11 protein-coding genes and 1 riboswitch are annotated in these 18,675 nt (G+C 27.6%); of the genes, 9 read left to right on the top strand and 2 right to left on the bottom strand.

Annotated features, from left to right (window positions below):
* The first annotated feature begins 134 nt into the window (after positions 1–134).
* Positions 135–8,327 carry a GH36-type glycosyl hydrolase domain-containing protein gene (locus tag DR020_RS03130; RefSeq protein ID WP_112365234.1) on the top strand — a complete coding sequence of 2,731 codons (8,193 nt, stop codon included), beginning with the start codon at positions 135–137 and terminating at the stop codon, positions 8,325–8,327.
* Between the two features lie 88 nt (positions 8,328–8,415).
* Here the strand turns inward: DR020_RS03130 and DR020_RS03125 are convergent, their stop codons facing one another.
* Positions 8,416–8,850 (bottom strand): zinc ribbon domain-containing protein, encoded by a 435-nt coding sequence (locus DR020_RS03125; protein WP_055259806.1) that lies wholly within the window; start codon positions 8,848–8,850, stop codon positions 8,416–8,418.
* A gap of 218 nt (positions 8,851–9,068) precedes the next feature.
* A riboswitch (FMN riboswitch) is annotated at positions 9,069–9,185 on the top strand.
* A gap of 274 nt (positions 9,186–9,459) precedes the next feature.
* Here DR020_RS03125 and ribD point away from each other — a divergent pair.
* The 5 genes from ribD (at position 9,460) to DR020_RS03100 (ending at position 15,524) form a co-directional block, all read left to right on the top strand.
* Positions 9,460–10,545, top strand: a complete 1,086-nt coding sequence (ribD, locus tag DR020_RS03120; protein ID WP_112365233.1) for a bifunctional diaminohydroxyphosphoribosylaminopyrimidine deaminase/5-amino-6-(5-phosphoribosylamino)uracil reductase RibD — start codon at positions 9,460–9,462, stop codon at positions 10,543–10,545.
* A gap of 88 nt (positions 10,546–10,633) precedes the next feature.
* Positions 10,634–11,281, top strand: a complete 648-nt coding sequence (locus DR020_RS03115; RefSeq protein ID WP_055259802.1) for a riboflavin synthase — start codon at positions 10,634–10,636, stop codon at positions 11,279–11,281.
* Between the two features lie 59 nt (positions 11,282–11,340).
* Positions 11,341–12,540: a bifunctional 3,4-dihydroxy-2-butanone-4-phosphate synthase/GTP cyclohydrolase II gene (locus tag DR020_RS03110; protein WP_058992309.1), complete on the top strand. Its 1,200-nt coding sequence runs from the start codon at positions 11,341–11,343 to the stop codon at positions 12,538–12,540.
* A gap of 68 nt (positions 12,541–12,608) precedes the next feature.
* Entirely contained in the window at positions 12,609–13,073 is a 465-nt protein-coding gene (ribH, locus tag DR020_RS03105) for a 6,7-dimethyl-8-ribityllumazine synthase (RefSeq protein ID WP_112365232.1), read from the top strand.
* A 1,035-nt stretch (positions 13,074–14,108) separates the two neighbouring features.
* Positions 14,109–15,524, top strand: coding sequence for a radical SAM protein (locus tag DR020_RS03100; protein WP_055259796.1), 1,416 nt, complete (start codon positions 14,109–14,111; stop codon positions 15,522–15,524).
* Positions 15,525–15,558: 34 nt separating this feature from the next.
* On the opposite strand, the gene DR020_RS03095 is transcribed toward DR020_RS03100, so the two are convergent.
* The gene (locus DR020_RS03095) at positions 15,559–16,074 is read right to left on the bottom strand and encodes an AmiS/UreI family transporter (RefSeq protein WP_055259794.1); all 516 of its coding nucleotides are present in this window, start codon (positions 16,072–16,074) and stop codon (positions 15,559–15,561) included.
* Positions 16,075–16,293: 219 nt separating this feature from the next.
* On the opposite strand from DR020_RS03095, the gene DR020_RS03090 reads away from it, so the two are divergent.
* From DR020_RS03090 to ureC, 3 genes are read left to right on the top strand one after another with little or no spacing between them, the layout of a single operon-like run.
* Positions 16,294–16,596, top strand: coding sequence for an urease subunit gamma (locus DR020_RS03090; RefSeq protein ID WP_055259792.1), 303 nt, complete (start codon positions 16,294–16,296; stop codon positions 16,594–16,596).
* Between the two features lie 17 nt (positions 16,597–16,613).
* Positions 16,614–16,937, top strand: coding sequence for an urease subunit beta (locus tag DR020_RS03085; RefSeq protein ID WP_055259790.1), 324 nt, complete (start codon positions 16,614–16,616; stop codon positions 16,935–16,937).
* Positions 16,937–18,670, top strand: a complete 1,734-nt coding sequence (ureC, locus tag DR020_RS03080) for an urease subunit alpha (RefSeq protein ID WP_055259788.1) — start codon at positions 16,937–16,939, stop codon at positions 18,668–18,670. Before DR020_RS03085 ends, ureC begins: the two co-directional genes overlap by 1 nt.
* Positions 18,671–18,675 lie beyond the last annotated feature (5 nt).

Below are 18,675 nucleotides of genomic sequence, written 5' to 3'. Positions count from 1 at the left end.
TTAAATAAATTTTATTATTTCAAAAAATGTACATAAATATGTTTAAATTTTTAAAAATTAATGAATATTAGTAATTATTTTTTGTTTTTTGGTAAAAACTATTTTAAGGAAGAATTTTGTAAAGGAGAACAGTAGTGAGTAAAAGTAATTTAGTGTCTAGTAGAAAAAATATTTTAAAAGAATTAAAAGATAGTTTAATTAAAATAAAAGATACTCATAGCTACATAAAAAAATTATCTAATGAAAAAGAAGAAATTATAGGGGGTGGGCAATGGCTTCTTGATAATATTTATCTTATTGAAAAAGAGTATAAAGTTGTTAAACTCAATATGCCTATTCAATATTTTAATAATTTGATTTTAGAAGATATTGATAAAAAAGTTTCTCCTAGAATATTTAATTTAGCTATGAAAATAGTTAAAAGTCATAGAGGAAAAATTACAGAAATAGATTGTATAAATTTTATAAAAAATGAGAATGAAATGTTAACAATGGGTGAACTATGGGCATTTCCTTTAATGCTTAGAGCAAGCTTAATAATAAATTTATCAAAGTTTACTGATAGTTTAAAAGATATGCAAAAAGATAAAAAAGAAGGGGAAGATTTAGCTCGTACTTTAGAATTATTAGATGAAAATTATAACAAATTAAATGATTTAAAAGAACAAATAAAAAATAAATCATTTATATTTTTGCAGTCATTAAATAATGCTATAAAATATAATTTAACTCAAAATAATGAAATAAATGAAATAATAAGAGAAGAATTTAAACATAAAGAAAACGGAGAAAATATTAATTTTTTAGAGGCATCATTAGAAGAGGAAATTGGAGCATCTATAATATCATTTCGACAAATAGACAGTATAAATTGGAGAAATTTTTTTCAAAATACTTCAATGGTTGAGAAAATACTTATGCAAGACCCAGCTTTGGCATATGAAAAAATGGATTTTAAATCTAAAGATTATTACCGTCATAAAATAGAGAAAATATCTAAGAAATGTGGGATAAATGAAATTGATATTGCAACAAAAGCAATTGATTTATCAAGGAGAAATAATGTTATTAATTGTGAATATAAAAAGCATGTTGGGTATTATTTAGTAGATAATGGTATTGAAGAATTGGGAGAGGAATTAAAACTTAATCTTAAAAATATTTATTCATATTCAAAATTTTTAAGTATAAATATTTTTGGAACACTTTTAATAGATTTTATAGTTTTATTTATAATTTATCTTTTAGGAGAACCTTTTGAGATATATAAATATTTAGTGGCAGCAATAATTCTTTTAGTGCCTTGCAGTGAAATAATAGTATCAATAATAAATAGATATGTGTGTAAACATGTGGATATAAGACATGTGCCTAAGATGTATATAAATGATTTAGAAAATAATAATAAAACTATAGTTATAATCCCTACTATTATATCTTCTAAAAATGATATTTTAAATTTAGTAGAAAAATTAGAGATTATATATTTAGCTAATAAACTTAGTAATGTTTATTTTGCTATACTTGCAGATTTTAAGGATTCTGTTACGGAAAATAGAGATGAGGATAGCATATTAAACATTTTTGCTCTAAAAAATATAGAGAATTTGAATAAGAAATATAATTTTGAAGAAGAATGTAAGTTTTTCTTTTTAAATAGAAAAAGAACTTACAACCCTAAAGAAAATATATTTATGGGAAGAGAAAGAAAGAGAGGAAAAATAGTAGAGTTTATTAATCTTTTAAAGAAAGATAAAAATCATACATTCAATCTTATAAGCACTTCAATTGAAAACTTAAGAGATGCAAGATATATAATAACCTTAGATACAGATACTTTTGTTCCTAGAAATAATATAAAAAAATTAATAGGTGCAATGGTTCATCCGTTAAATAAAGCTATTATTAAAAATGGTAGGGTTGAGAGAGGATATGGAATTATGCAGCCTAAAGTGTCAATATCTCTAGAAAGTGCTAATGCTAGTAAATTTGCAAAGATTTTTGGTGGAGAAGGAGGAGTTGATGGGTATTCCATAGCTTATTCTGATACCTACGAAGACCTTTTTGCGGAAGGAATATTTACAGGAAAAGGTATTATAGATATTGATGTTTTTTATGAGGTTGTAGAGAAAAATATACCTAATAATAAGGTTTTAAGTCATGATTTGTTAGAGGGATGTTATGCTAAATGTGCTCTTGTAACTAATAGTGAATTTATAGATGATTATCCTACAACGTATATAGGTAGTATAAAAAGATTAAAAAGATGGGTAAGAGGAGATTGGCAGCTTATACCTTGGCTTTTTAATATGGATATTTCTCATCTATCAAAATGGAAAATATTTGATAATTTAAGAAGAAGCATAATTGCACCGTGGATTTTGTTTGGATATGGGGTTATTTTATATTTTTTAGATTTTAAAATTGAATTAATTTTTATACTATTCTTAGCAGTTATGATTCCTTTACTATTTAATATAACTGACTTTGTTGTAACTCCTAAAAATAAGTTAATAGGAACAATTAAAAGTTTTAAGCAAGTGCTTTTAATTATAAGTTTTATTCCGTATCAAGCATATACTATGGTTTGTGCAATAATAAAAACTTTATATAGAGTCTTTATATCTAAAAAGCATATGTTAGAATGGGAAACATCTGATGAAGCAGATAAAGCTGTAAAAGGTACATTAAATTATTATTATTCAAAGATGTGGTTTTCAACTGTATGTGGAATAATTTTTATGATTATTGCTTTTAAAGGAGGATTAGCAATATTTTTAATAACTTATGCTCTATCAATTCTTTGGATTTTAGCTCCACTTATAGCATGGAATATTAGTAAAAAAATAGTTTGTGATAAAGTTGATTTAGAAGAGAATGACAAAAAATATTTAAGACAATTAAGTAGAAGAATTTGGGCATATTATGATGATTTTATAAATGAAGAAAACAATTATTTAGCTCCAGATAATTATCAAGAATTGCCTTTTAAAGGAATAGCTTATAGAACGTCACCAACTAATATTGGAATGGGGCTTATATCAAATGTAGTAGCATTAGATTTAGGATATATAGTTTTTGAAGATGCGTTATCTAGAATAGAAAAAATAATAAGTAGTATGTTGTTATTAGAAACATATAATAGGCATTTTTTAAATTGGTATGATACAAAAACAAGAAAACCACTATATCCTAGATATATCTCAACAGTTGATAGTGGAAATTTATTGGCTTGTCTTTTAATTGTAAAAGAGGTACTTAATGATTATAAAAAAAATACTATATTCACAAAAAAACAAATCTTTGCTATTAAAGATACTTATTCTATTTTGGGAGAAGAATTAAACATAAATAAAGTTCTTTTGAATGAAACTGACTTTATAAATGTGTTAAATGAAGAATTGCAAAATATTAAAAATAAAAGAGAGTATTTTAAAGGAGAAGAAAATGTTTATTGGAGAGAAAGATTAGAGAATGAGATTACCTCTAAATTGAACTGTTTAGAAAATCCAATAGATATAAAAGATATAGAAGTTCGGGTAAAGAAATTAATAAATAATATAGATGAAATATGCAATAAAATGAATTTTAAAATATTATATGATAAGGATAGAGAGCTTTTTTCAATAGGTTATAATTTGGAAAATAATTCATTAGGAGAATCTCATTATGATCTTTTAGCTTCAGAATCTAGAATAGCATCATTTTTGGCAATATCAAGAAATGAAGTTGATTATAGTCATTGGTTTAAGCTTGGAAGAGCTATGACAAATGCATTTAGGGGAAAGAGTTTAGTTTCATGGAGTGGAACTATGTTTGAATATTTTATGCCAAATTTAATAATGAAAAATTATTCAGGAACTCTTTTAGATTTGACTTATAAATCTGTTATAAAGGCTCAAATTGCATTTGGTAAAAAGAAAAGGGTGCCTTGGGGAATATCAGAGTCAGCTTTTTATGAGTTTGATGCATCAGAGAATTATCAATATAGAGCTTTTGGTGTCCCAGGAATTGGATTAAAAAGAGGTTTAGAAAATGAACTTGTAGTATCACCTTATTCAAGTATAATGACACTTACAATGGCACCAATAGAATCAATTAAAAATTTAAGATTATTAGAAAAATATGGTGCACTAGGTAAGTATGGATTTATAGAAGCCATAGATTTTACACCAAACAGAATAAATAAAATATTAGATGATAATATAATTTCTAAAAGTAATAAAGATGGGATAACGAATATAAAGAGAAAAGGCAGGAATGTTAGATGTTATATGGTTCATCACTTGGGAATGTCTTTATTAGCTTTAGACAATGTTTTAAATGATAATCACATACAAAAAATATTTCATAGTATTCCTGCAATTAAAGCAACTGAAGTTATTTTAAAGGAGAAAATTCCTAGTTTTATAACTTTTGAAAGAAATTTAGAACAAATTGAAGATAAAAAAAATATCAATATTAAGGAACTAGTACCAAGAGTATATAAAAATATTTTAAGAAAAAATCCAGAGGTTTTATTGCTTTCAAATGGAACATTTTCAACTATGTTAACTTTGACTGGAAGTGGCTATTCTAAAAAAAATGAAGAACTTTTATATAGATGGAAAGGTGATAACACTTTAGATAATAGTGGATTTTTTATTTATATAAGGGATTTAAAAGATAATAGTTATTGGAGTGCAACTTATGAACCTTGTAGGAAAAATAAAGAAAACTATGATGTTAGTTTTTCTGTTGATAAGGCTTTATTTAACAGTAAATATAAAGATGTTGAAACTTCAATGGAGGTTGTAGTAGCTCCAGAAGATGATTTAGATATAAGAAAAGTAACGTTAAAAAATATTGGAGAGATTGATAAAACTTTAGAAATAACAAGTTATATGGAAGTTGTTTTAGCGACTTTTGATGCAGATACTGCTCACCCTGGATTTTCAAATCTTTTTATAGAAACAGAATATGATAAAGAACATAAAGTTTTAATTGGAAAAAGAAAACCAAGGACTAAAAATGGTAAAGTTTCTTATATATTTCATAAATTAATAGGAAGTGATTTATTCGATGTAAGTTATGAAACTGCTAGATTAAATTTTATAGGAAGAAATAAAGATTTGGATTGTCCTAGTGTTTTTGAAAGTAATAAATCATTGTCTAACACATTGGGAACAGTATTAGATCCTATATTAAGTATACGAACAAATATTAGCTTACTTAAAGATGTTAAAAAGCAGGTTTATTTTATAACTGGTGTAGCTTCGTCGAAGGAAGATGTAATAAAACTTGTTAAGGAATATAGTGAGGTTTCGAGGCTAGAGAGTTCGTTTAATATGTACAATAAATCTATGCAGATTGAATTAAAGTCTTTTAATATAAGTTCAGAACAGGCTAATATATATGAAGCACTAGCATCATATATGTTGTTTTTAAATTATAATATGAAAAGTTATGAGAAATATATAAAAAGTATAAATAAATTTCAAAAAGATTTATGGGCTTATGGAATATCTGGAGATTTAAAAATAGCTATGGTAGATATTCAAAATAATGATGAAATGAATCTTGCAATAGCTATGATTAAAATGCAAAAGTATTGGAGAAGCAAAGGATTAAAAACAGATTTAATAATTTATAATAATGAAAAAATAAGTTATGATCAACCTCTTCAAAAAGAAATACTAAATAGTATAAATAATCTATATTTAGAAGATGTAATAAATAAACAAGGTGGAGTATTTCTTTATAATAAATCAACTATGAGCGAAGATATTCACGACTTTTTATTAGCAATAGCGTCTTTTTATATAAATAAAGAAAGAGAAACTATATTAACACAAATAACATCAGATGATATTGTAGAGGATATGAAGTATGATTTCCCTGAAAACATAAATGATTTAAATGAAAATATGACAGAAGAAAAAATATATGATATAACATCAGAACTAGATTTTTTTAATGGATATGGCGGATTTGATAAGAAGGATTCAAGTTATGTTATATATTTAGATAATAACAAAAATACTCCTGCTCCATGGATAAATGTAATAGCAAACAATAATTTTGGATTTAATGTTTCAGAAAGTGGTTCTAGTCATACATGGTGTGAAAATAGCAGAGAAAATAAAATAACGCCTTGGAGTAATGATTATATAAAAGATACTTTAGGAGAGGCATTATATATTAGAGATGATGAATCCGGAAAATATTTTTCAATATCACCAGAGCCAGTTCGAGATAATGGTGAATATTTAATAAGACATGGATTTGGATATTCAATATTTAATCATAAAGCTTTGGAAATAAAATCTGAGATGACTTTGTTTTGTCCAAAAGATGAGAAAGTTAAAATTGAAAAGATAGTTTTAGAAAATACATCAAATAGGGATAGAGAAATATCGGTATTTTTCTATGCACAGCTTGTTTTAGGCGTGTTAAACTTTAATACTAAAAAATATATTACAACTTATAAAAAGGATAATTATATATTTGGAGAAAATAGATATTCTGAATATTTTGGAAAGTTAAAAGCTTATGCAACTATACTAGGTGGAGATAGTTTGAACTTTACTTGTGATAGGAGTGATTTCTTAGGATTTGACAAAGGATTAAAAGCCCCTAAAGCATTAAGACAAAAAAATTTAAAGGGAGTTTTCGGAAGTGTTTTAGATTCTTGTTTAGTGATTCAAAGTAAAATAAAACTTAATGCAGGAGAGAGAAAAGAGCTTGTAGTACTTTTAGGTGAAGAAGAGGTTTTAGAGGATATAGAAAATAAAATAAATAAATATTCTAACATGAACAATGTGGATGAAGCTTTAGAGGATATTAAAGCTTATTGGAAAAAATTTTTAGGTGCTATACAGGTTAAAACATCAAATAAATCTATGGATTATTTATTAAATGGTTGGCTTTTATATCAAAATTATAGTTGTAGATATATGGCGAGAACAGCTTTTTATCAATCAGGAGGAGCCTATGGATTTAGAGATCAACTTCAAGATTCTATGTCTATCGGTCTTATAAAGCCTAATATAACTAAAGAGCAAATTTTAAAAAGTGCGTCAAGACAGTATATAGAAGGGGATGTTCAGCATTGGTGGCATCCTATAATAAATAGTGGTATAAGAACTAGATTTTCAGATGACCTTTTGTGGCTTCCATATGTTACCGCAGAATATATAAACTTTACTGGAGATTATACGATTTTAAATGAAGTATCTCCTTATTTAGAAGATGAACCTTTAAAATCTGGTGAAGATGAAAGATATACAATAGTTAATCAATCATCAAAAATGGGAAGCATATATGAACATTGTATAAAAGCTATAGAAAAATCATTAAAATTTGGAATTCACAATATTCCTCTTATGGGGAGTGGAGATTGGAACGATGGTATGAGTACTGTTGGCAATGAAGGAAAAGGTGAAAGTGTTTGGCTTGGTTGGTTTATATATGATATACTTTCAAGATTTGATGATATTTGTACTTATATGAATGATGTTGAGCGTAAAGAAAAATATTTAAAAATGAAAGAGTTTATAAGGGAACATTTAGAGAAAAATGCTTGGGACGGTAGTTGGTATAGAAGGGCTTACTTTGATGATGGAACTCCACTTGGTTCAAAGGAAAATATTGATTGTAAAATAGATTCATTAGCACAAAGTTGGTCAGTAATATCTCATGCTGGAGATTTAGAAAGGGCTAAAAAGGCTATGAGTTTTGTTGAAAAATATTTAATTGATGATAATTTAAATATAATAAAATTGCTATCTCCACCATTTGAAAAGTCTAAAAAAGAGGAGCCGGGTTATATTAAAGGATATGTAGCTGGAGTTAGAGAAAATGGAGGGCAATATACACATGCTGCAACTTGGGTCATTTTAGCTTTTGCGAAACTTGGTATGGGTGAGAAAGCATTAAAATATTTTAATATGATAAATCCAATAAATCATACAAAGAACAAAGATGACTGTGAGAAATATAAACTAGAGCCATATGTTATGGCGGCGGACGTTTATATGAGAGAACCTCATGGAGGACGTGGGGGATGGAGTTGGTATACCGGAACAGCAGGTTGGATGTATAAAGTTGGACTTGAATGGCTTTTAGGATTTAAGACTTATAAAAATGAAGGATACAAAATAAATCCTCTAGCGTTAGATTCATTGGGAGATTTTGAATTAGAAATAAATAATGAAAAAGAAAATTATAAAATAAAAGTGGTAAAATTTGATGAGAATAAAATACTTATAAATGGAGAAGAAATAAAAGGTGATTTAATACCAAGAAATTTAGGTGTAGCAAATATAGAGGTTTATAGAAAAGTTTAAGAATAAAAAAATATGTTGATTTTAGTAAAGTAAAAAAATAGTTTAGCTTATCTAAAATCAACAATCATTAAAAAATATTAAAATGGCATTAAGTTCTTAGGTTAAATTTATGTGAACAAGATTTGCAAGTAACAATTATAGCACCTTTTCCACGAGGAAGTCTTAATTTTTGTTTGCATTTTGGGCATTTAACAATTTTGTATTTTTTGAAATTAGTTATTTTATATTGTACTTCATATTTTATTTGATTAAAAAATGAAGGAATATTATTAAAAGTTAATCTAGGAAGAGTATCTGGGAGTTTTTTATTAAACTTAGATAATATATTGTTAACAATAAAAGTGAATCTATTAAGTTCATTTATTCTTTTATATGTTTTTTTTGAAAAAGCTCTATATATGGCAAAAATAAAAATAGCTAAACCTATAATAGAGGTGATGTTAAAAAGACTTAATATACAACTTAATATCATCAAAAAGATAGATAGTATATCAAAACCATATGAACCGTAAAAAATTTTCATTAAAATTCCTCCTAATCTCATTTAATATATATTATATTAGGAAAATATTTCACAGGAGAATAAAAAAAGAATTTTTAAATAAATATTAAAGTTTATTAATATTTTTATGAACTCATACATATATAAATATTAGTAAATTAAAAATATTTATATTAAATTTTAATGAATGTTATTTATTTTTAAATGTGAATATGTTAAAATAAAAACATAAATTAATAAAAAGTCTTCAGGGCAGGGTGAAATTCCCTACCGGCGGTAAAGCCCGCGAGCCTAATTAAGGCAGATTTGGTGAGATTCCAAAGCCGACAGTAAAGTCTGGATGAAAGAAGAAAATGAAAAAAGCATTAGTTTAGATGATGCGTGTGTTTGATTTGTATTTATGCTCTGAAATAATATTATTTCAGAGCTTTTTAATTTTTAAATATAAATTATAGTGTATTAAAATTCATATTTATGCTTTAAAATCTTTTGAATAGAATGTTTATATAACATGAAATTTAGATTTTATTTATATATTTTTAAATGCAATCAAATTTATAGAAATGATAATTTTGAGCCCTAAAGATTTTTCTTTAGGGCTTTTATTTTTTTAGCTAGGAGGTGCTTAATGTGGACAACTTTTATATGAGTTTAGCATTAGAAAATGCTAAAAAAGGAATAGGAAAAGTTAATCCAAATCCAATGGTCGGATCTATTATTGTAAAAAATGAAAGAATAGTGGCGAGTGGTTTTCATAAATGTTATGGAGGAGATCATGCTGAAATAGATGCATTTAAAAATGCTATGGAAGATGTGGAGGGAGCTACTATGTATGTAACTTTAGAACCTTGCTCTCATTATGGTAAAACACCACCTTGTGTAGAAAAAATTATAGAAAAAAAAATAAAGAGGGTTGTAATAGGCACTTTAGATCCTAATCCCTTGGTTTCGGGAAATGGAGTAAGAAAGCTAATAGATGCAGGCATCGAGGTTAGTGTAGGAGTTTTGGAAGAGGAGTGTAAAAGAGTAAATGAAATTTTTATGAAGTATATAACAAGTAAAAAGCCTTTTGTCATTATGAAATGTGCAATGTCATTGGATGGAAAAATATGCACGAAATATGGTGAATCAAAATGGATAACTGGGAAGGAGTCAAGAAGTCATGTTCATAAAACTAGGAATATGGTTTCGGCAATAATGGTTGGGGTGGATACTGTGATAAAAGATAATCCAAAATTAACTTGTAGAATGGAAAATGGTAAAAATCCTATAAGAATTATTGTAGATAGTACACTTAGAATCCCTCTAAAATCTAATGTTTTAGTTGATGAGTATAGAGATAAAACAATAATAGCAACTACATGTTCTGCAAATAAGGAAAAGGTAGAATATATTGAGAGTTTGGGAGCTAAAGTTTTAATTGTTGATAAAAAAGAGAGAAGAGTGAATCTTAATGATTTAATGAATAAATTAGGTGCCATGAATATAGATAGTATTTTATTAGAGGGTGGAGGAACATTAAATTTTTCAGCACTTAATGAAAAAATTATTGATAAAGTTCAGGTATATATAGCACCTAAAATAATTGGGGGAAAATTAGCTAAAACTCCAGTTGAAGGCGTTGGAATTGATAAATTGAATGAAGCATTTAATCTTAAAAATTTAAGGGTTGATGTTTTAGATGAAGATATATTTATTGAAGGGTATTTCAAATAAAGAGAGATTTAATTGTTTAGCTGAAAGAAAAGTTGAGTAACTAAATTTAAAAATTAGCTTTATGGCAGATTTAATAAGGAGGTGTTTTATGTTTACTGGGATAGTTGAGGAAATAGGGAAAGTTCAAAGTATAGACAGTGGAAATATATCATCAAGTTTATATATAGAATGTTCTAAAGTGTTGGAAGAAACGAAAATAGGGGATAGTATAGCGGTAAATGGAGTGTGCTTAACAGTAGTGAAAATTTTGGAGAATGGCTTTAAAGCAGATGTGATGCCAGAAACTTTAAAAAGGAGTAATTTAGGAAATTTAAGTATAGATAGTGAGGTTAATTTAGAAAGAGCGTTAACTTTTAATAGCAGATTGGGAGGTCATATAGTAAGCGGGCATATTGATGGAGTTGGAAAAATAATTTCTTTTGAGAGGGAGGGCAATGCTGTATGGATTAGCATAAGTGCTGATTTTAATTTGTTAAAATATATAATTTTTAAAGGATCAATAACAGTAGATGGAGTTAGTCTTACAGTTGCATATATAGATAATGAAATTTTTAAGGTATCAGTAATTCCACATACAGAAGAAGAAACAATACTTCTAAAAAAAGGTATTGGATCTTTTGTGAACTTAGAGTGTGATTTAATAGCAAAATATGTAGAAAAATTACTTGATATTAATAAAAAAACTGAAATAAAGGATATTGATAAAAATTTTTTATTAGAAAATGGATTTTTATAAATATGCAAAGTTAAGTTATAAATTATTAAAATTAGTTAGATTATTTAGGAGGAAATATTATGAATAGATTTAGCAGTATTGATGAAGCAATTTTAGATATAAAAGAAGGCAAAATGATTATTGTAATAGATGATGAAGATAGGGAGAATGAGGGAGATTTGTTAATGGCTGCTGAAAAAGTAACTTCAGATTCTATAAATTTTATGGCTAAATTCGGAAGAGGACTTATATGTATGCCTATTGAAGAGGGTATAGCAAAAAAATTAGAATTTAATCCAATGGTTTTAAATAATACAGATAACCATGAAACTGCATTTACAGTATCTATTGATCATGTTGATACACAGACTGGAATATCTGCATTTGAAAGAGCTTATACAATAAAAAAAGTTTTAGATGAAAAGTCAAAGAATGATGATTTTAGAAGACCAGGACATGTATTTCCATTAATAGCTAGAGAGGGTGGTGTTTTAAATAGAAGTGGTCATACAGAGGCTGCAACTGATTTAGCTAAATTAGCTGGATTTAAGGGAGTTGGAGTTATATGTGAAATAATGAGTGATGATGGAACAATGGCAAGAACTGATGAGCTTTTAAAATTTGGAGAAAAGCATAACTTAAAAGTAATTACGATAGCAGATTTAGTTGAATATAGGAGAAAAAAGGAAGCTTTTATTGAGAGAGTTGTAGAAACTAAAATGCCAACAAAGTATGGAGATTTTAGGATATTTGGATTTGTAAATAAGTTAAATGGAGAACATCATGTAGCTTTAGTAAAAGGTGATATTAAGGGAGGTGAAGCAGTTTTAACAAGAGTGCATTCAGAGTGTTTAACTGGAGATGCTTTAGGTTCTAAAAGATGTGATTGTGGGGAACAATATGCTGCTGCTATGAAACAAATAGCAAAAGAAGGAAGAGGAGTTCTTCTATATATGAGGCAAGAAGGAAGAGGAATTGGATTAATAAATAAGTTAAGGGCTTATGAACTTCAAGATAAAGGAATGGACACAGTGGAAGCGAATATAGCATTAGGTTTTCCACCTGATATGAGAAATTATGATATAGCAGCAGAAATACTTAAGGATTTAGGAGTTAATAAGGTGAGGCTTATGACTAATAATCCTGAAAAGATTTCAGGATTATCAAAATATGACATAAAAATAGTTGAAAGAGTTCCCATTGAAATGAATTATAACGAAATTAATGAATTTTATTTGAAAACAAAAAAAGAAAAAATGGGACATATATTACACTATTAATTTATATAGAAATGAATTGTTTATAGCATTAAAAAAATATATAGCATAGTTTTAAGGAGGAATAAAAAATGAATTTAATAGAAGGAAATTTAATTGCAAATGGTTTTAAAATAGGTATTGTGGCGTCTAGGTTTAATGAGTTTATAGTATCTAAACTTGTAGATGGGGCTTTGGATGGATTAAAAAGACATGGGGTTTTGGATGAAAATATAGATTGTGCTTATGTACCGGGAGCTTTTGAAATACCTCTAATTGCAAAGAAGATGGTAATGAGTAATAAATATGATGCAGTTATTTGCTTAGGAGCTGTTATAAAAGGTTCAACACCACATTTTGATTATGTTTGTGCGGAAGTATCAAAAGGAATTGCCAATATTTCACTTGATACTCAAATGCCTGTAATATTTGGTGTGCTTACAACTAATAGTATAGAACAAGCAATAGAAAGAGCGGGAACAAAAAGTGGAAATAAGGGGTATGATGCAGCAGTATCAGCAATAGAAATGGCTAATTTAATAAAAAATTTTAAATAATAAAATATATAATGATTAAGGTTGTTTTAATAATATTAAAATAACCTTAACATATGTATATTTATAAAAAATCTAGATATTAAAAATTATAAAACAACATTTTTAGCTAATTAAGTAATTATTGAATATTTTTTTATATTATTATATAATTAGAAACTGTTATTGGAACAAAATTCAAGAAAATTTTTCATAAATAAATATTTTTTTGGTGTAATTTAGATAAACATTAATAAATAAATAGAAATTTTAAGCTTAATCTATTAAATAATAATAGATTTTTTTATAAATACTATTTGTTTAGTAGTATATAAGTTTATTGAAAAAAAAAAGAATTTTTAATAGAATATATATATCTTATTAAATGTTTTTTATAATTTAGATGAATAGAGGTGTTTGATTTAAACAATTGTTATAATAGACATGAGGATATAAGTGGTAAAAATAAATGATATATATGTAAAAAAGTTTATTAAATAAAAGTTTATATTAAAAAATTCAAAAAAATAAGTCGAATTATGTAAAAACAAGTTGATATGATAAAAAAAATAATATATAATTATAAACAAAGACAAATTTAAATGTATTATTTGCGTCTTGTGTTTATGATAATAAAGTATTATTATAAATAAGTTAGCGTAAATAATAAGTTTAAAAAATATTAAGTACATATGTTAACAGTTGCTTACAATTATTAAAAACAGATTTTGTTATTAAATTGGAATTAATAATAAATAATTAGGTTTTATATATGGATAATAAAAGAAAAAATGTTTTTATTTAAAAATATGAATAATAATTTAGGCATTATGAAAATATATAATTATATGGAATAATTATATATTAATAGTCATAACTATAATAACAATTATAAAGTACATAAAAAATAGAAATTATAAATAGTTATACCGCTCTTAATTCATAAATATGATTTATAATTATTTGATTGTGGTTTGTTGACGGATTTAAATTATGTTTATGTTTTAAATTTAATTGTAGCAAATAAAAATAAATTATATAAGTAAGGAAGGGAAAGCTATGAACATTAAAGAAAAAGCAGAAAAATTAGCTGCAACAGCTGTAATAAATACTGTTTTGCAAATAATTGATAAAGACCCTGAAAAGAATGTTGATAAAATATTCGCAGCAATAAAGAAATTTGTAAAAGATGAAGATCAAAAGAAACAAATTGACAACGTATGTCAATACTATAATGAAAACCCAGCAGTAAAAGAATTTATACAAGGAATTCTTAAAACTACAAACAAGAAAGCGTTAAAGAAATTCTTTACTAACTTCTTTGTTAATGGTGTTTGGCTTTCAGCAAGCAAAAGAGAAAAATATATGGAAGAAGAAAATGTTAAAATTCCATTTATAATGCTTATAAGTCCATCAATGAGATGTAACATACATTGTACTGGATGTTATGCTGCAAGTTTCAGCAAAAAAGACGATATGTCACCAGAAGAAGTTGATAGATTAATTGGTGAAGCTAGAGATTTAGGAATTCACTGGATAGTTGTTTTAGGTGGAGAACCATTCTTTAACAAATATATGTTAGATTTATATGAAAAATATAACGATGTAATGTTTACACCATTTACAAATGGAACATTAATAGATGAAGAAACTGCTGATAGATTAGCAAAAGCAGGTAACGTAATACCAATGCTTTCTGTTGAAGGTAGTGAAGAAGCTACAGACGGAAGAAGAGGTAAAGGAGTTTACCAAAAAGTAATGCATGCTATGGATTTACTTAACGAAAGAGGAGTATTATTCGGAGTTTCTACAGCTGCTACAAGTCAAAACATAGAATCAGTAACAAGTGATGAATTTACTGACTTAATGATAAGTAAAGGTTCAAAAATGTGCTGGTACTTTATATTCATGCCAGTTGGAGACGCAAAACCAGACTTTAGCTTAATGCTTAGCCCAGAACAAAGATTATACTTAGGTAAGAGAGTTAGAGAAATCAGAAAAACTAAACCTTACTTTACATTAGACTTCTTTAATGACGCACCATATGTTGGAGGTTGTATAGCAGGTAAATATTACTTCCATATAAACTCAAAAGGAAATGTTGAACCATGTATATTCTCACATTTCTCAACACAAAATGCTATTGGTAAGCCATTAATAGATGTTTTAAGAGACCCATTCTTCAGAATAATGAGAGAAAAACAACCATACAACAAGAACATGTTAAAACCTTGTTCAATGATAGATAACCCAGGATTCATTAGACAAATAGTAAAAGAAGCAGGAGCTAAACCTGATGATGAAGGTGCAGATGCAATGATAAATGATCCAGAATTTAAAGCTACTTTAAATCAAATAGCTAAAGAATTCACACCATATGCTGATAAAGAATGGAAAGAAGTATTCCATGAAAAAGGAAATATGCAATTCTCAACAGGTCATAGTAAGAAATTAAACGGAAAATTAGATAAATAATAAAAAAAGAGATGCAGTATGCATCTCTTTTTTATTAACCCCATAATCCTGCTAACATTAAAAATCCTGGTATCCAAGCCGTTACAATCCCTTCAAAGACTGATAAATAGCCAACTGATTTCCCTAAATTTATCTTTAAGACTGTTTCTATCCAACCAGTAAGCCATAAAAGACCCCACAACCACCAAATTATAGCCATGCTTATATTAAAAAATCCGCCAGAGAAAAAGCTAATAAGTCCAGCTGGAATTGAGTTAATTGCAACAAATAGAGAATACCAACCATATAATCTTTGATCTAACTTAAAGATACCGTTAAGTGCTATATAAAGATAGGTAAAACCAAACAATAGTCCAGTAGCAGCGGCGTAAAAATCACTTCTAGATGTTAAAAATTCTCCAAATACAATAGTTATTATATTTGCTATTACTGATAAACCTCCTGTAAATAAATTCATGATTGATTGAGAGCGGGGGTCAATTTTACTAAGTCTAGCGATACCATTACTTATAAGTACAATACCAACATATAAAAGAACTACTCCTAACATTTTAAAATCCTCCTTTTAAATAAAAAAATTATTTTAGTTATTTTGTGTTTAAAGAAGAATAATAATACTCAAAATTAAAAATTTTTAAGAATAAATACATATATAATCAATAAAATGGAAATATTAATAGGGGATAGTTTATAGAGTTAACTTTTATTTAGGAAAATAAAATTATGTCATATAATCTATAAAATAATAGTATAAGAAGGAGGAGTAAAAATGAGATTAACAATGAGAGAGCAAGAAAAACTTATGGTTTTTGTTGCTGCACAGGTTGCAAGAAAAAGGCTTGAAAAAGGATTAAAACTTAATTATCCAGAGTCTGTTGCTATCATTACAGATGAAATAATGGAAGGTGCTAGAGAGGGGAAAATGGTAGAACAATTAATGGATGAATGTAGAAATATATTAAAGAGAGATCAAGTTATGGAAGGGGTACCAGAGATGGTTCACACTGTTCAAGTTGAATGTACATTTCCAGATGGAACAAAACTTGTGACAGTTCATGATCCGATTCAATAAAAGGAGGTTAGAGTACAATGATACCAGGAGAATACATATTAGCGAAAGAGTCAATTAAATATAATGAAGGGAAAGAAGCAATAGAACTTAGAGTTGTTAATGATGGTGATAGACCAATTCAAGTTGGTTCACATTTTCATTTTTATGAAGTTAATGATCAATTAGATTTTGATAGGCAAAAAGCATATGGAAAAAGATTAGATATACCTGCAGGAACTGCTGTTAGATTTGAGCCAGGGGATGATAAAATAGTTAAGCTTATAGACATTGGTGGAACTAGAAGAGTTTATGGCTTAAATAATAAAGTTGATGGATTCTTAGATAAAGGAGGAAGAGATTAATGAGTTTTGAAATAGATAGAAAACGTTATTCACAATTATTCGGTCCTACTGTAGGCGATAAGATAAGACTTGGAGATACAGATCTTTTTATAGAAATAGAAAAAGATTTAACTAGCTATGGAGATGAATGCAAATTTGGAGGAGGTAAATCTTTAAGAGATGGAATGGGTCAAAACTCTATTGAGACTAGAAAGAATCCATTAGTTGTCGACCTTATAATAACAGGTGTTACCGTTGTTGATTATACAGGAATATATAAAGCAGATATTGGTATAAAAGATGGTAAAATAGCTGCTATTGGTAAAGGTGGAAATCCTCATGGAATGGATAATGTTGACTTTATAGTTGGTGTTAGTACAGAGGCATTAGCTGGTGAGGGGCTTATTTTAACAGCTGGTGGAATAGACACTCATGTTCATTATATAAGTCCAGATTTAGTTGAAACAGCCCTTCATGGTGGAATAACTACAATTATAGGTGGAGGAACTGGTCCTAATGATGGAACTAATGCTACAACTGCATCACCTGGTGCATGGAATATTGAGAAAATGATAGAATCAGCTGAAGGGCTTCCAATAAATATGGGCTTTTTAGGAAAAGGAAGTGGAGCTAATATAGAGGTTAATGCTGAGCAAATAGAAGCTGGTGCTTGTGGTCTTAAAATTCATGAAGACTGGGGTGCAACTAAATCTGCAATAGAGTATTCGCTTCAAGCAGCTGATAAATATGATGTTCAAGTTGCAATTCATACAGATACATTAAATGAAGGTGGCTTCGTTGAACATACAATAGAAGCAATTAGCGGAAGAACAATTCATACATATCATACAGAAGGTGCAGGTGGTGGTCATGCGCCTGATATATTAAAAATGTCTGGTCAAGTAAATGTATTGCCAGCATCAACAAACCCAACAAAACCATATACAGTAAATACTATAGCAGAACATTTAGATATGCTTATGGTTTGTCATCATTTAGATGCTAAGGTTCCAGAGGATGTAGCTTTTGCTGATTCAAGAATTAGAAAGCAAACAATAGCAGCAGAAGATATATTACATGATTTAGGAATATTTAGTATTATGAGTTCGGACACAATGGCTATGGGAAGAATTGGTGAGGTTATAACTAGAACATGGCAAACAGCTTCAAAAATGAAACTTCAAAGAGGACCATTGAAATGTTCTTGTGGATGTAATGATACGGAACAAAATGATAATAACAGAGTTAAAAGATATGTTGCTAAGTATACAATAAATCCAGCTATAGCACATGGAATAAATGAATATGTAGGTTCAGTTGAAAAAGGTAAAATGGCTGATTTAGTTCTTTGGGAACCAGCATTTTTTGGTGCTAAACCAAAGATGATAATTAAAGGAGGAATGGTTAGCTTAGCTGTTATGGGAGAAGCCAATGCATCAATTCCAACTTGTGAACCAGTGCTTTTAAGATATATGTTTGGAGCTTATGGAAAAGCCAAAACTACTACTTGTGCAACATTTGTTTCTCAAGCGTCTATTGAAAATGGCATAAAAGAGAAATTAAATTTAGATAATATGGTATTGCCTGTTAAAAATATAAGAAACTTAACTAAGAGAGATATGAAATTGAATGATGTAATACCAAAGTCATTAGAAGTAGATCCTCAAACTTATGATGTTAAAGTTGATGGAGAACTTATAACTTGTGAGCCAGCAAAATGTTTACCACTCACTCAAAGATATTTCTTATTCTAATATAA

This window comes from Sarcina ventriculi, from assembly GCF_900456775.1.
GTDB classification, from domain to species: domain Bacteria; phylum Bacillota; class Clostridia; order Clostridiales; family Clostridiaceae; genus Sarcina; species Sarcina ventriculi.
The sequence above is the reverse complement of the archived record's forward strand: the minus strand, read 5'-3'. Positions and strand labels throughout refer to the sequence as shown.

What these genes read in the sequence shown, in the direction of transcription:
- DR020_RS03125 (WP_055259806.1), bottom strand. Translation starts at nt 8,850, where the DNA reads ATGAAAATTTTTTACGGTTCATATGGTTTTGATATACTATCTATCTTT.
- DR020_RS03095 (WP_055259794.1), bottom strand. Translation starts at nt 16,074, where the DNA reads ATGTTAGGAGTAGTTCTTTTATATGTTGGTATTGTACTTATAAGTAAT.
- DR020_RS03115 (WP_055259802.1), top strand. Translation starts at nt 10,634, where the DNA reads ATGTTTACTGGGATAGTTGAGGAAATAGGGAAAGTTCAAAGTATAGAC.
- ribH (WP_112365232.1), top strand. Translation starts at nt 12,609, where the DNA reads ATGAATTTAATAGAAGGAAATTTAATTGCAAATGGTTTTAAAATAGGT.
- DR020_RS03085 (WP_055259790.1), top strand. Translation starts at nt 16,614, where the DNA reads ATGATACCAGGAGAATACATATTAGCGAAAGAGTCAATTAAATATAAT.
- DR020_RS03100 (WP_055259796.1), top strand. Translation starts at nt 14,109, where the DNA reads ATGAACATTAAAGAAAAAGCAGAAAAATTAGCTGCAACAGCTGTAATA.
- DR020_RS03090 (WP_055259792.1), top strand. Translation starts at nt 16,294, where the DNA reads ATGAGATTAACAATGAGAGAGCAAGAAAAACTTATGGTTTTTGTTGCT.
- DR020_RS03110 (WP_058992309.1), top strand. Translation starts at nt 11,341, where the DNA reads ATGAATAGATTTAGCAGTATTGATGAAGCAATTTTAGATATAAAAGAA.
- ureC (WP_055259788.1), top strand. Translation starts at nt 16,937, where the DNA reads ATGAGTTTTGAAATAGATAGAAAACGTTATTCACAATTATTCGGTCCT.